The following is a 13,772-nucleotide window of genomic DNA, read 5'->3' as shown; positions in this document are numbered from 1 at the left end:
GGCTCATAAATCAGGTTAAAAACCAAACAAATTACCAAGTGCCCTACCTTCTCCCAATCCAAATAAAACCCTATTTTTGATCGATGTTGGACCAATTTACCTCCGAAATTCTCCCCAGGCTTGACTTGAAAAAGGATGAGCACTACCTGCTTGGCTTTAGCGGAGGGGTGGACAGTGTCTGTCTTGCCCACCTGCTCTGGAAATCGGGAATCCACTTTGAACTTGCCCATGTGAATTTTGGACTAAGGGGAGAAGAAAGCGATCAAGATGCAACCTTTGCAGCTGCACTTGCTAACGCATGGGGAGTCCCATTTCACCTTCACCATGGAGCCACTCACCAACTGGCAAAGCAAAAAGGCATTTCCATACAAATGGCCGCGAGGGAAATACGCTATGATTTTTTTGAAAAAATCAGGTCTCAAAACCACCTTCATGGGATCTTTTTGGCCCATCATGAGGATGATCAGCTGGAGACCGTAGTTCTGAACCTGCTCCGGGGTACCGGGATCGAGGGAATTTATGGGATGGCTGAAAAAAAAGGCTGGCTCATCCGCCCCCTGCTCACTTTTTCGAAAAATGAGCTGCTCCTATATGCCAAGCTCAACCAACTTGAATGGAGAGAGGACAGCTCCAATACCAAAGCGGACTACAAAAGAAACAAGCTAAGACTGGAAGTACTTCCGGCACTGTATGCGGTAGCCGATGATGCGAGAAAAAACCTGCTGACGAGTTTTTCCCGGGTTAAGGATACGGGAAAAGCCTTTTCCGGGCTTTTTGAAGACTGGAAATCCGCTCATGTGCAGGTTGCCGAAGATTGGTCCTTTCTCCCCTACTCCTCCCTACAGTATCAGGCGGGAGGTGGGAGTCTTCTTTACTTCTGGCTGAGGCCCTATGGGTTTCAGCCCGATCAGGTCTATCAGATTTTTTCTTCCCTACAAGAGCCCCATTCGGGCAAAGGCTTTTACAGCCCCAGCCATTGGGTCAATCTGGACAGAGACGGAATCTACCTGGCCTCAAAGCCGAAAGAGTTTTTCGTAAAATCTATTGAGAGGGGTATATCCGAAATCCAACTTCCTGAAGGCCACTACCTGATTTCGGAGACATTATCCACAATCCCTATGGATTTTTCTTCCGAAAACGCTCAGTTGGACGCGGATTTGCTGGAATTCCCCTTGGTAATCAGACCCTGGCAGGAGGGAGATCGGTTTATGCCTTTGGGAATGAATTCAGAAAAGAAAATCTCGGATTTCCTGATTGATTCCAAAGTACCTTTGATAAAAAAACAACACGTGAAAGTGATGGTTTCGGGTGGAAAAATAGCCTGGGTTTTGGGTTTTCGAATCGCCGAATGGGCCAAACGAGGACCTTCTACACGAAAAGTGATCTACTTCAAAAAAAACTGAATTATGCGCAATCCTTTTTCCAAAACCTATGAACCCGAGGAAATTCAAATGTTTGAGTTTCTTCAGGGAATCAAATTTTTTGAACGGCTGAGGCAAAAGGAATTGGCAAGATTTCTTCCCACCCTCCACCACCGAAAATATGTGAAAGACGAGGTAGTCTTTTTCAGCAAAGACCCCAGCCAAGCCATGTATTTGATCAAAAAAGGTTCTATCGTGCTGACGATCGATATCAAGGACAATTTTGAGACGATAATGGAACTGGGCAAAGGGGAGGCGTTTGGAGAGAACTCACTGATCCAAAATGCCAAAAGGACCTATACTGCAATAATTGCCTCCGATGAAGCTCAACTGATCGTCATCCCTCATTTTGCGATCCAGGAGATTTTTGACAGCAATCCAAAAATCAAAGCCAAAATGATGACTTCTCTGGCTGAATATTACAATGCCAATAATCAGCGGTTGTTTCGTTCTTATCGGGAATCATTTGGGTTTTTCAGCCTCAGACAGATGTTCGAATAAGCGGTTTATCCGGCCCTGTTTTCATTCATCAAAATTCCTCGCCTTCCGCCAAAGTATTCTGAAACAGGCTTCAATTCCTTGCCGTTGTTTAATATCTTAGCGCCGCTTTTCAAGGCATTCATTCAAAAAAAAACAGATAAAATCATGAGCAAAGTAACTGTAGTAGGTGCAGGTAACGTAGGTGCCACCTGTGCCGATGTTTTAGCCTATCGGGAAATAGCCGAGGAGATTGTTTTGGTAGATATCAAAGAGGGAGTGGCTGAAGGAAAAGCACTCGACATTTGGCAAAAGGCTCCGATCAATCAATACGACAGCAAAACAGTCGGCAGCACCGCAGATTACAGCAAAACAGCCAATTCGGATGTGGTCGTAATCACTTCCGGACTTCCTAGAAAACCCGGAATGACTCGCGATGACCTGATCGAAACCAATGCAGGAATTGTGAAATCCGTAACCGAAAATGTGATCAAATATTCCCCTGATGCCATCATCATTGTGGTTTCCAACCCACTCGATGTGATGACCTATCAGGCTCACCTGACTTCTGGCCTTCCACGCACCAAGGTAATGGGTATGGCTGGTATTCTTGACACAGCACGGTACAGAGCATTTCTAGCGGACGAACTCAACGTATCAGGAAAAGAGATTCAGGCGATCCTTATGGGAGGCCATGGAGATACCATGGTGCCACTTCCCAGATATACGACCGTAGCAGGTATTCCTGTCACCGAATTGGTCGCCAAAGACAAGCTGGATGCAATCATTGAAAGAACCAAGTTTGGTGGAGGGGAACTCGTAAAACTGATGGGGACTTCTGCTTGGTATGCTCCGGGTTCGGCAGCGGCACAAATGGTAGAAGCCATCCTGAAGAATCAAAGAAGGGTATTCCCGGTTTGTATCAAGTTGGATGGAGAATACGGAATCGACGATTGCTACTTGGGCGTACCGGTAATCCTTGGCAAAAACGGAATCGAAAAAGTCATAGAGCTGGACTTGAACGAGGAGGAAAAGGCACTTTTGGAAACTTCAAGAGGCCACGTGAAAGAAGTGATGAATGTCCTGGACAAGCTGGCTAAGTAATCCCATTTCTGAATAAAATCAGACCCAAGAATATGCTCCATTATGGGGAATTCTTGGGTCTTTTTTGTAAACTCGAAATTCATTCACCCATCATTCATCAGTGAAAATCTGGAAAAGTCTTCTGGTCCTGATTGCCCTACTTGCTTTAGGATGGGGTGGATATACACTATATCAAACTTACTTTAGTTCCCGCTCCATCAATAATCTGGAGCTGATCTCCAGTGAAGCGGCATTTACCTTCGAGACCAACTCGGCCGATCAAGCTTGGAATGAACTGGTCACCCACCCTGTGTGGGACTTACTTTCTCAGCTACCGGCCATGGAAGCACTTGCCCAACAGCTGGTAGCTCTGGATAGCCTCACTGGCCATGCAGGAATGGTCACCAAAGCCCTTCGAAACAAACAAATCACGGTCAGCTACCACGCTACAGGTATTGACAGTTTTGACCTACTCTATGCGCTGAATTTTGGGAATCAATCTGCTCCTGATTTTTTGGAAAATTTCCGTTCCGAATTGGCAGAAAAAGGACAATTCAAATCCAGAAAATACAGCGATCAGGGTATTTTGGAGTATATCGACGCCTCCAACAATCCCAAATGGACCCTGACTACATTGGGAAATGTACTCCTGATCTCTTCCACCTCCTTCCTGATTGAAGAAGCTATTCGCCTTTATCTTGACCCTACTCAACCCAACCTTTCCTCCACGCTTGACCCCAATTCAGCATCTCCCTCGAGCCTTGGTCGATTGATTTTGACTTCAAAAGGCACTTCCCGGCTATTGGCAGGAATCAGCTCGGATCGGGAAAACGGATTTATCCGTGAACTGGCCAGCCAAGACTATTCGGTAGCTCTAAACTTGATGTTGGAAGAAAACCAAATCCAACTGAAAGGACCCGTATCCTTTTTGGATGAAGTCCGGTTTCTCCCGTCTGTCAAAGCCAATTTTCCTGATTTTGAAAAACTCATTTCCAACAATACCCTTGCCTTGACCCAAATCAACTTACCGGATATTTTTCAGGCACAACAACTCCAAAACAGATCCTTTGTCCCTAAATCCACCCTGAGTGGAGAGTTTCAGGCCAAACTTTTGGACCGGGGGTTTCTGGACAATTTTACCGCAGAGCAATACCTGCTCAAGCTGGAAAATAGGGGCAATCAGCAAAACAACCTGATCCTTTTGTTGAAATCGAACAATCCAGAGCAAACTTGGGCCTATCTGAATGAGTTTAGAAATGAAAGCGATGATCTTTCCCGCGATTTCTACCGGGACAACGAAATCCTGTTTTTCCCTGAGGAGGAGCTCCCTGCCCACTTATTCAGTGGCAAATTTTGGGGATTTCCCCAATCTCACCTGACCCTGCTGGGCGAAATTCTGGTCGTAGCCAACTCGGCCTCGGGAATGAAGATGTTTTTGGATGATTACTACACTGGCAATACCTGGATCAAGGCTAAGGCCAACGACCCAAGCCCCAAATCCATTTCTCCGGCTGCTGGCTACAGCAAGACCTTTTTTCTACCCAAAATATGGAACCAATGGACACGGGAGGCCAACCCCTCCTGGAGTACCTTCCTTCAAAAGTATGCCTCCGTTTTCCGGTCTTTTTCTTACTTGACATTCCGGATCAATGAGTTTTCAGACAGATCTGAAGCCACTATTCTCTTGCCCTTCCAAGGCGAAGAGGCAAAAGAAAAAAGTACCACTCCCACTATGGTGCTTGCCCCAAATCAGGAAATCAAATTTGACCACCCTTTGACATTTGGTCCCCGGTCTGTGCTTAACTTCAATGACAAAACCCAAGATTTGGTCCTTCAGGATGAGCAAAACACCTTTTTCCTGGTGAGTTCTGCCGGACAAACGGTATTTACCAAAGAGCTTTCAGGACCTATCGTTTCAGAAGTTTTCCAGATCGACTACTACAAAAACGGGAAGCTTCAATTGCTTTTTGCCACAGCTGACCAAGTTCATGGAATTGACCGACTCGGAAACTCTCTTCCCGGATTCCCCTTTTCACTCGGCAATGAGAAAATCACTCACCTCAATCTGGTGGATTACGACAACTCCAAGGATTACCGGTATTTCCTCGCCACAGGCAGCGGAAACCTTTGGTTAACAGACCGATCGGGAGAAAAACTGGAGGGCTGGAATCCTCTTGCCTTGAAGGAAACCTTACTCAAGGCTCCAGAACACATCAGAGTTCCTGGAATGGGGGATTATATGGTGGCTCAGGGCAAATCGGGAAAGCTTCACCTGCTCAATCGACGTGGGGAAAGGCAAGAAGGAGGGCCAATTGATTTCGGGGCAGAGATCACCACCTCATTAGCCATCACCAAGGACAAGACTCCCTTCCAAATCCAGGGGATTTCCCAATCCGGAGAACTTATCCGTTCGGGTTTTTCGGGAGAAATCAATTACCGAAATCAGCTGATTAAAGACAACCGGGACGACCGATTTGAATTGCTCTCTGACCAGTCCGAGCTTACCTACCTGATATTGGTGCGGCAGTTCAACAAAACCCTGATTTTGGATAATCAGGAAAAGCAACTTTTTAGTCTGCCTCAGTCAGGAGCTCAGTTGATTTTTCGGTATTTCGACTTTGGCGCTAATCGCCGACTTCTTGCAGTCACCGATCCTGAGCAGGGTTTTGGCTACCTCTATGATCTTCAAGGGACACTACTGACCCAACCCCCACTGGAAAGCGAAGGCCCTATGCAAATTCTGCATCGGGTCTCAGAAGGTCAATATGCCATTTATACCCGTTCGGGCAATAGCACCTTTCAGTACCTGATGCCGGATTGATCCTGGGGGATTTTGGGCAGACTAATGGGATTGCGTAACTTGCAGCCTCATTCAAATGACTGAAATGACGCGTATTCGATATTTCTTATTCTTTTCCCTTTTCTTTTTTTCCCTGACTTCCGCATTCCCACAACTCATCATCGATGAGCAACAAGTGGAGGACCTCTCCGAAGAAGTCAATCTGACTACTCCCTATCACACTACCCTGACTTTCTTTTTCAATCTGGAAAAGGACCATTTCAAACCCGGGATAGCAGCCAAAACGCTGGACATACGTGGTGTAGAAGGAGACCCGGAGGACTTGGCCATTAAGTTGAAGCAAGTTTTGGAAGGAAAAGGGGTCATCATCCGCACGAGTGAAATCCCCAACGATCCCGTCTATGTAGATTCTACCGCAGGAGGTGAGCCAAGATTCTACTTTGATGCAGCCAAAGTCCCAAGTATCTATCTGGAAAAAAAAGGGAAACAGTGGAAATTCTCCGCTTTCTCGGTCTCCCGGGTCGAGCGCCTCCATGACGAGACCTACCCTTTCGGGACGGATAAGTTACTCAACATTCTTCCCAAGATCGGAACAGATGAATACCTTGGACTGCAAACCTGGCAGTTGGCCGGTCTGTTCCTTCTTATCTTATTGACCTTTCTAGCTCATTTGGTATTTACCTTTTTGGTGGACAGGGGACTCATTTATCTCTTAAAAAGACTGGGCTATGGCTACATCGGTGAAAATTACCTACTCCCTATTGCCAAAATCACCAGTTTTTATCTAATCGTAGTTTTACTTTCTCTCTTTATCCGGGTCCTTCAGTTGCCGGCAGAGATTTGGAGTTGGGTGATTATTGTCTTCAATACCCTGAAACCCTTCCTGATTACCGTGATTTTTTACAAAATCGTGGATGTGGTCGCAGCGTATTTCCAGCATTTGGCCACCAAAACTGAATCCACTTTGGATGATCAGCTCGTCCCCTTGATCCGGAAAACGCTAAAAGCACTCGTCATTCTAGTAGGTACGCTTTTCATCCTCAAAGACGGATTAAATTTTGACATCATCCCCTTCCTTACCGGCTTGTCTATCGGTGGGGTGGCCATTGCCTTGGCGGCTCAAGACACCATCAAAAACTTCTTCGGGTCTGTCATGATTTTCATTGACAAGCCCTTCCAAGTAGGCGATTGGGTGACTTCTGGGGACATTGACGGTACGGTGGAAGAAGTGGGTTTCCGCTCTACGCGAATTCGAACCTTCCGAAATTCGGTCATGTATGTCCCCAATGGAAAGATTGCCGACTCTGTGGTGGATAATCACGGGCTGAGAAAATACAGACGCTTTTTCACTACGCTGACCATTACCTATGACACCCCGCCTGAGCTGATCGAAAAGTTTGTGGAAGGTCTAAGGGAGATTGTGATTTCCCATCCGGACACGAGAAAGGATCTTTATCACGTCTATTTCAATAACCTTTCTTCCTACAGCCAAGACATCATGTTTTACATATTTTTCGAGCTTCCTACTTGGGGTGAAGAATTGAGAGCAAGGCATGAAATCCTCGTTCAGACTGTCAAACTGGCCAATTCCCTGGGAGTTCGTTTTGCCTTCCCTACTCAGACCTTGCATATGGAAACCTTCCCGGAAAAGAAAGGGCTGATTCCAGAATATCCTGAAGCCAAAGCCTATGAGGCCAAGTTGAATAAGTTTCTGAAGGAAGAATTGGGCAGAAAAGCGGACTGAGCTATCAATCTACCCTGAAATAGGTTCGCTCCACTTGCTGTTTGCCATCCGCTGTGGGGATCCTTTTCCAAATCAAAAACACTCCTTCCCAGTCCGGTGCAGTGATGGGAGTCGGTTTGGGAGACATAGTGGTCCAATATAGGACCGTCCTCCAGTCCGGATAGCGCCGGTTTTCGGAAGGTTTTGAAAATTGCCCCTTATCCAAAACAGCCAAAGGCTGCAGTCCGAAATAATCAAAAAACCGGGCATTATTGGCCAAAGGGAAAAGGCCGAAGTCATTTTGGAAACTGCTGAAGCTCAACACCCCGTCATAGGTTCGTTCGTTAAGAAAAAACTCCCTGTTCAGCACTTCCAGCTTGGAAAAATACTTGGGATTAAACTGAGCCAGAAGATCCGAATCAAATACAGGCATGGCATCAACCAAGATCAGCGGATTGGAATCAAAGACCTTGTTTCCCGGATTATCCACGAGACGGAATACTTTTTTCCTTTGTTCTGAGCGGACAAAAACCGAAGGAACATATTCCCTCAATACCGTCTCTACCTCCTCAAATCGGGTATAATCATCCAAGAAGTAGGTGAAATCCGCCACAAAACCCGTCACGACTTTCAAAGAATCGTCGATAAATTGGGTTTGATAGTTAGCCTCCACGATGGATGCCTTGAGCAGCTTTTCCAAATAGGGCAAATCCCCCTCTTCAAGCACCAAAGGAGGAATGGAAAATCCGGGCTTAAATCTGGTTTTGACCAAGGGAGGAACCACTTCAATCCCGGGCATTTCGGCTCCGTCTTCCAGCTGAATGATCATCCGATCCCAATGCTTGAGTCCGCCTATATCAAAAAGCAATTTCCCCTCCCCGTCAGGAATATCGGTAAACAGGGCACTTTGACTTCCATGCACGGAAAGAAAGTAGGTGGATTCGGGAATAAATTCCGGCACCCTAACTTGCACTATATGACCAAACAACTCCGGTAAGAGGGTTTGACTTTCGATGGGTTGGTAGATTTCGCCGGAAAGTAGTTGTTTTTGCTCTTCAGGCAGAAATGGATTGGCTATGGAAATCCCAAAAGAGTTAGCGGAAAAGTCCCAGTTGATCGCAGATTCGGGAAGTTGACTGGATTTTTTTGCCTGAAAGGCCTCTTGGGGAGGGCTTGACCGCTGTGCCGAAGGTTCAGCCGGGGAAGACGGAGGAAGAGTGGGATTGATGATCGTGATCAGCTGCTGAGCCATCCCTGACTCCGGATTGAGGTAGGGGCTGATCCGGGTGTATACTCTCAGGAGGTAGTTTCCTGAGGGGATTTTTTGGTTGATGGAAAAATAATTCAATGCCTTTCCTTGCTGCAGAGGGATTTTGACGTAATCCATGGAGTTGGAGTTGGCATCCACCAATTCCGCATAAAGTACCTGAGAAGGGCTGATTCGGTCCTTCATGTTCACTTGGGCTTCCAGCCAGATTTTCTCTCCTGTGAAAAATAGGGTTTTGGGAATCGAAAAAGACACCTCCTCAATCAGGTTGGCTTCCTGTCTTGCAAAGCTATACTTCACCGAAACAAGAATGAATAAAGCAATCCAACTGGTTCTGGAAGTGAAAAAGGAGATTAATATGTTCATTTTGTTCTTATTCATCTTCCCAAAAATCAGGCCTTACAGGGGATGCGTACAAGGTACAGTCGGCGCATCTCCGATCAGTAGGATAATAGCCCACAATGGTGGTACCCTCCATCAATTCCCGGGCAGGAAGGACAAAACCACTTCCAAAAAAAGAAGAATAAAAAGGCGATCTAATTAATTCCAAACCGATAGCACAATCATTAAACTGTGGATCGATGTAAGGCCAGGGTAAGACATCGACAAAATCAATATAAAGCCGGACCTCCTGCACTACCCCCATGCTGACTTGCCCTACCACAGGTCGGCTTTCCTCATCCAGACTCCGGATATTCCCGGTTATTTGAGAAGGAAGGGGGCTGAAAATGGACCCAATGTCTTCCGTGTTTTTCTTCAGGATGTCCCAAAATAGAACCGCATCTTCGGCTATTGCCTTTTGGGCGATCAAAATACTGTACCTCTCCATGATCCGCTCATTACCTTCGGGAATCTGCGTTATGGTCTTTTGAAAGACTACTTGATCCTGAAATCTCGAGCTGGTTTCCAATAAAATATCCGGGCTTGATGCTGTTTTGAAGCAAAGGGAAATTTGCTCCGCCTCAGTACGGAATCGTACATCTTCCAGCTCAGCGTCGTAGATGTAGGTAGTCCTAATCCGTGGTCGATAAATCCAAGCCTCCTCAAAGGTCCAAAGAAAGTCATTGGCGTTTTCATTGCCTTGGGTCGATACGAAGACCTCCACTCCTTCCTCATTTCGATTAAAGCCCACATCGATGATCTCAGGGGTCAAAATAGGGCGGATGGGCTGGGATTGATACCGATCTCCATTGGCCAGCTGAATCTCCAAAGTATAGGTCCCCTCCTCTGGCACATCTGCCTGAAAAAGGTAAATCCCCGGTTCTGTTTCGGTCAAAGGATAAGATTCTCCTGAGAAGGCTGTCAAAAAAACCTGGGCATTGGTTTCAGGAAGGGAAGAAGTATCCGCACTCAAAGGAACCGTCTTGCTAAGTCGTAATTCACTGGGTTTCCCTTCCGAATCCAAATATCCCTCCACGATCAGCACATTGGTAAACGTATCCGGAACCTCCGGATCAAAAGGAATTCTACAGGAGCTCATTCCCAATGCAATCACCATAAAAAGTCGAAAGAATATCTTCATCAGAATCGGAAATTATAGGTAATGAATGGAATCGGCTCCGCAAAAATGGCCAACTGATAGCCCTGAAGAGAGCCTCCTTCCGGAACGAAGTACACGGAGTAGGCATTGTCCCGCCCGAGAATATTGTACACCCCAAAGGACCAAGAACCGTGAGCCACTTTGTTTACTTTGTGATTCCCTTCCAAATTGACCGAAAGGTCCAGCCTGAAGTAATCCGGTACCCGGAAGGAGTTTCTATCCCCAAAGTACACCCGCTCGGAGCCTCCGTATTCAAATTTGGAAATAGGCAAAGTCACCGGCCGGCCCGTACTGTATTTCCCTGCCAAAGTGGTATTGATCCTTTTGCTCAGCTCATAGTTCAAGACCAAATTGGCATTGTGAGGCTGGTCAAAATTGCTGGGGTACCACTCCCCACGATTGATTTGTTCCTTTTTCTCACCGGGGTCAGATCTCAACAAAGACCGGCTATAGGTATAGGCCAAAGAACCGTTCAGCTTTCCGGTGCTTTTCTTCAGAAAAAGCTCCAAACCATAGGCCTGCCCCTGTGTCACCAATACATCCTGCTCGATCCGCTCATTGAGGACGATGGTCGCTCCGGAACGGTAATCCAGCAAATTCTGCATGGAACGGTAGTAGACTTCTGCCGAAAACTCCAGCGAGTTGTTATTCATATTCCGGAAATACCCCAAAGCATATTGAATCCCCCGCTGAGGTGCAAGGAAAGCGTCGCTGAGCTTCCAAGTATCCGTAGGAGTGATCACGGAAGAATTGCTGAGCAAATGGATGTTTTGCCTCATGGAATTGACTCCAGCCTTGATCGATGACCAATTATTCAGCGCATATCGGGCAGAAATGCGGAATTCCGGACCAAAATAACTTTTGATCAGCTCCCCGGAGGAATAGTTTTCTTCTCCTATGATGTTTTCCGGCAAGTAAGGAGCTCCTTCCGCGTAGGCAGGCAAAACCTGTGGTCCCATAAACCCAAACCAGTTCAACCGCACCCCCCCGCTTACTGTCCACTGTTCGTTGATCTCAAATTCATCTCCCAGAAATGCGGATATCTCCATGCCTTGCTCTTGGGGAAGCTCATCAGGAATCACGATGCTTTCTACGCCAAGTGGATTTAGGGTCCCGGGATTGAGTCGATAGTGAATCCCATGAAGGCCGTAGGTGAGAATGTGCCGATCTCCTTTTTCCTGTCGAAACTGAGCCTTGAAAAAGCGTTGCAAAATATCAAATCGGTACAAGTACGCATTGGGAGGATTGTCCTGACCTTCCACTTCAAAAGAATATCCATCCTGCCCAACAGAAAAGTCTGCCTCCAGTTCATCATTGAAATAATGAGTCCAAGTCAGGGAAAAATTCTGATTGGAATACCGATAGACTGTATCCGGGTCAAACTGAAACTCATCTCTACTTAGATAGCCAGAAAGGGTAAGCCGGTCTTTCTCTCCTATCTCATGCTGGATGGATCCATTCAGATCTCCAAAAAACGCCCGACTAGCTCCCAAATCCGCCCTTTCTTCCAAATAGTCCAAAAGCCAATCCGAATAGGTGAGCCGGGTACCTAGAGTAAAGGTGGTCTTTTGACCGATGGGTCCTTCGAGAGACAGACGACTGGTCAGAGGCCCTATACCTCCCGAGCCACCAATTCGGTCTTTCCTCCCCACTTTGGGAGTCACCTGAAGGACTGAAGACAAGCGGCCTCCATAGCTGACAGGAATTCCTGCTTTGTAGAGTTCTACGCCCTCCACCATATCCGAATTCACTGCTGAGAAAAACCCGAAAAGATGGGATGGGTTGAACAGGGTATTTTGTCCCAAAAGAATCAGGTTTTGATCGGCGGCACCTCCACGGACATTGAACCCCACACTCGCTTCTCCGGCAGTATTGACTCCGGGAAGGGTCAAAATGCCACGGATAATATCTACCTCCCCGAGTACGGCAGGGAGCTTTTTCATCTGCTGTACACTCAGGGCCTGTACTCCCATCTCCGGACGACTCACCTGAGTCAAAGCCCCGGAGCGAACAGTCACTTCTGCCAAAGAAAATATCCCCTCTCCGATCTGAATATCCAGCTGATCACTTCCCTGCAGGGTAATCAGACGCTGCTCGGTGTAGCCACCAATATTTTGAATCATCAGGGTCAAATCCCCTTTGGGAAGTAGCAATTCATATCTTCCTTCCTGATCGGTAATGGTCTGCCGGAGTGAGGTTTTGTCATAGACAATTGCCCCCTCTATCGGTTTCTGATTTTCCAAACTGATGATTTGCCCTTTGATTCTGGCTTCATCACCCGGTCCCGGTACCCCCAAAACATAGCGCCGATTACGCACAAATTCATCCATAGGGCGGGAAGAGGAAGTGCCTTCACTGCCTCTGCTTAGGTAGTCTGCCGGGAATTCCACCGGCGACTTTTCTCCAGAAAAAAGAAAAACCTCCTTACTTGAAGAAATGGAAAAGGTCAGTGGGGTCTTTTCGAAAATCACCCGAAGCACATCCTCCAGCTTGTCCTGATTGGCCGAAAGATTCACGGTAAGCTCCTTGACCATCTTTGGATCGAAGTAAAACCGATAGGCAGTCTCCTTCTCCACCAAATCCACAAACCGCTCAAAGGAAATACCGGGATAAAACCCGGAAATTCGGTCAGTGGTCTGGGCCTGAATAGAAAGGGCTGACAAAAGAAAAATCAGAACTATCGCACTCTTTCTCATGGCTGGGAAGGAGTTAGGTTGACCAAAAGCTGGAGATAGCCTTCAGGGTTTTGTTTAAAATTGAGCTGCTCTGCACGAAGCTTTCGCTTGGCTTCTGCTTTGTTTAGACCAAGAAGAGCTATGGCCTGTTTGCCTTTGGATAGGGGAAAAAAAGCCCCGCCTTTCCAGAGAAAAAAGGCCTCTTTTTCTACATATACTTCATCATAGCGGGACATTTCCCGGAGAGATTTGGAAGTTTTGTAAGGCTTGGAAATAGCCCAAAAATCCCCCTCAGCGATGACTTTGTAAAATCCACTCCCGGCTTTACCGAAGCTGTCATTGCCCTCCAGTCTGGCAAAAGCCGACCCATCCCCCATCACAAAGCGATCTACCTTCTCGGGTTTGATCAGGATCTTTTGGTTGAAGAGAGGATGAAATGTCAAAATCTGATCCCGGAAAATATCATACAGAAGAGGTACTCCCGGATAAGTGATTTCATTAATGGTCAGGCTCCCGGATTCAAATTGTCGGGTATGGTAGTAAGGATCTCCCTGAATGAGTGAGGAAGGTTCCTCATACTTACCCCCGGTAATCAGCTCCTGAAAAAAAGGAAGCTGCTCTTGGTATTCGGGCAAAAACGCCAAATTACGACCGACAGTCTGAGCCAATAGCCCGCTGGAAAGAAAATAAAAAACCAAAAGCGGTAAAAATTGTATTTTCAGCATTGCATAAAAATGACAATAGAAAATTGCCTTTCTACCTATTTCTTCAAAATATCTTTAAGCG

General features: G+C 46.6%; 9 protein-coding genes. 5 read left to right on the top strand and 4 right to left on the bottom strand.

Annotated features, from left to right (window positions below):
- The first annotated feature begins 83 nt into the window (after window positions 1-83).
- From tilS to AAA943_RS04535, 5 genes are all read left to right on the top strand, one after another.
- Window positions 84-1,403: a tRNA lysidine(34) synthetase TilS gene (tilS, locus tag AAA943_RS04555; RefSeq protein ID WP_338223045.1), complete on the top strand. Its 1,320-nt coding sequence runs from the start codon at window positions 84-86 to the stop codon at window positions 1,401-1,403.
- Between the two features lie 3 nt (window positions 1,404-1,406).
- Window positions 1,407-1,922: a Crp/Fnr family transcriptional regulator gene (locus tag AAA943_RS04550; protein ID WP_338223044.1), complete on the top strand. Its 516-nt coding sequence runs from the start codon at window positions 1,407-1,409 to the stop codon at window positions 1,920-1,922.
- A 144-nt stretch (window positions 1,923-2,066) separates the two neighbouring features.
- A complete protein-coding gene (gene mdh, locus AAA943_RS04545) occupies window positions 2,067-3,002 on the top strand; it encodes a malate dehydrogenase (RefSeq protein ID WP_338223043.1) in 936 nt (311 codons plus the stop codon).
- 100 nt (window positions 3,003-3,102) lie between these two features.
- Window positions 3,103-5,802: a hypothetical protein gene (locus tag AAA943_RS04540; protein WP_338223042.1), complete on the top strand. Its 2,700-nt coding sequence runs from the start codon at window positions 3,103-3,105 to the stop codon at window positions 5,800-5,802.
- Between the two features lie 64 nt (window positions 5,803-5,866).
- The gene (locus tag AAA943_RS04535) at window positions 5,867-7,525 is read left to right on the top strand and encodes a mechanosensitive ion channel family protein (RefSeq protein WP_338223041.1); all 1,659 of its coding nucleotides are present in this window, start codon (window positions 5,867-5,869) and stop codon (window positions 7,523-7,525) included.
- Between the two features lie 4 nt (window positions 7,526-7,529).
- On the opposite strand, the gene AAA943_RS04530 is transcribed toward AAA943_RS04535, so the two are convergent.
- The 4 genes from AAA943_RS04530 to AAA943_RS04515 are packed head-to-tail and all read right to left on the bottom strand — an operon-like array spanning window position 7,530 to window position 13,711.
- On the bottom strand, window positions 7,530-9,137 hold the full coding sequence (locus AAA943_RS04530; RefSeq protein WP_338223040.1) for a hypothetical protein: 1,608 nt from the start codon (window positions 9,135-9,137) through the stop codon (window positions 7,530-7,532).
- A 7-nt stretch (window positions 9,138-9,144) separates the two neighbouring features.
- Entirely contained in the window at window positions 9,145-10,293 is a 1,149-nt protein-coding gene (locus tag AAA943_RS04525; RefSeq protein ID WP_338223039.1) for a DUF4249 domain-containing protein, read from the bottom strand.
- Window positions 10,293-13,007, bottom strand: a complete 2,715-nt coding sequence (locus AAA943_RS04520) for a TonB-dependent receptor (RefSeq protein ID WP_338223038.1) — start codon at window positions 13,005-13,007, stop codon at window positions 10,293-10,295. The genes AAA943_RS04525 and AAA943_RS04520 overlap by 1 nt, the downstream gene beginning before the upstream one ends.
- On the bottom strand, window positions 13,004-13,711 hold the full coding sequence (locus AAA943_RS04515) for a hypothetical protein (RefSeq protein ID WP_338223037.1): 708 nt from the start codon (window positions 13,709-13,711) through the stop codon (window positions 13,004-13,006). The genes AAA943_RS04520 and AAA943_RS04515 overlap by 4 nt, the downstream gene beginning before the upstream one ends.
- Between the last annotated feature and the right edge of the window lie 61 nt (window positions 13,712-13,772).

The organism is Algoriphagus confluentis (genome assembly GCF_036245625.1).
Taxonomy (GTDB): Bacteria; Bacteroidota; Bacteroidia; order Cytophagales; family Cyclobacteriaceae; genus Algoriphagus; species Algoriphagus confluentis.
Note: the sequence above shows the minus strand (reverse complement) of the source record. Positions and strands in the feature narration are given on the sequence as shown.

What these genes read in the sequence shown, in the direction of transcription:
- tilS (WP_338223045.1), top strand. Translation starts at nt 84, where the DNA reads ATGTTGGACCAATTTACCTCCGAAATTCTCCCCAGGCTTGACTTGAAA.
- AAA943_RS04550 (WP_338223044.1), top strand. Translation starts at nt 1,407, where the DNA reads ATGCGCAATCCTTTTTCCAAAACCTATGAACCCGAGGAAATTCAAATG.
- mdh (WP_338223043.1), top strand. Translation starts at nt 2,067, where the DNA reads ATGAGCAAAGTAACTGTAGTAGGTGCAGGTAACGTAGGTGCCACCTGT.
- AAA943_RS04535 (WP_338223041.1), top strand. Translation starts at nt 5,867, where the DNA reads ATGACGCGTATTCGATATTTCTTATTCTTTTCCCTTTTCTTTTTTTCC.
- AAA943_RS04530 (WP_338223040.1), bottom strand. Translation starts at nt 9,137, where the DNA reads ATGAACATATTAATCTCCTTTTTCACTTCCAGAACCAGTTGGATTGCT.
- AAA943_RS04525 (WP_338223039.1), bottom strand. Translation starts at nt 10,293, where the DNA reads ATGAAGATATTCTTTCGACTTTTTATGGTGATTGCATTGGGAATGAGC.
- AAA943_RS04520 (WP_338223038.1), bottom strand. Translation starts at nt 13,007, where the DNA reads ATGAGAAAGAGTGCGATAGTTCTGATTTTTCTTTTGTCAGCCCTTTCT.
- AAA943_RS04515 (WP_338223037.1), bottom strand. Translation starts at nt 13,711, where the DNA reads ATGCTGAAAATACAATTTTTACCGCTTTTGGTTTTTTATTTTCTTTCC.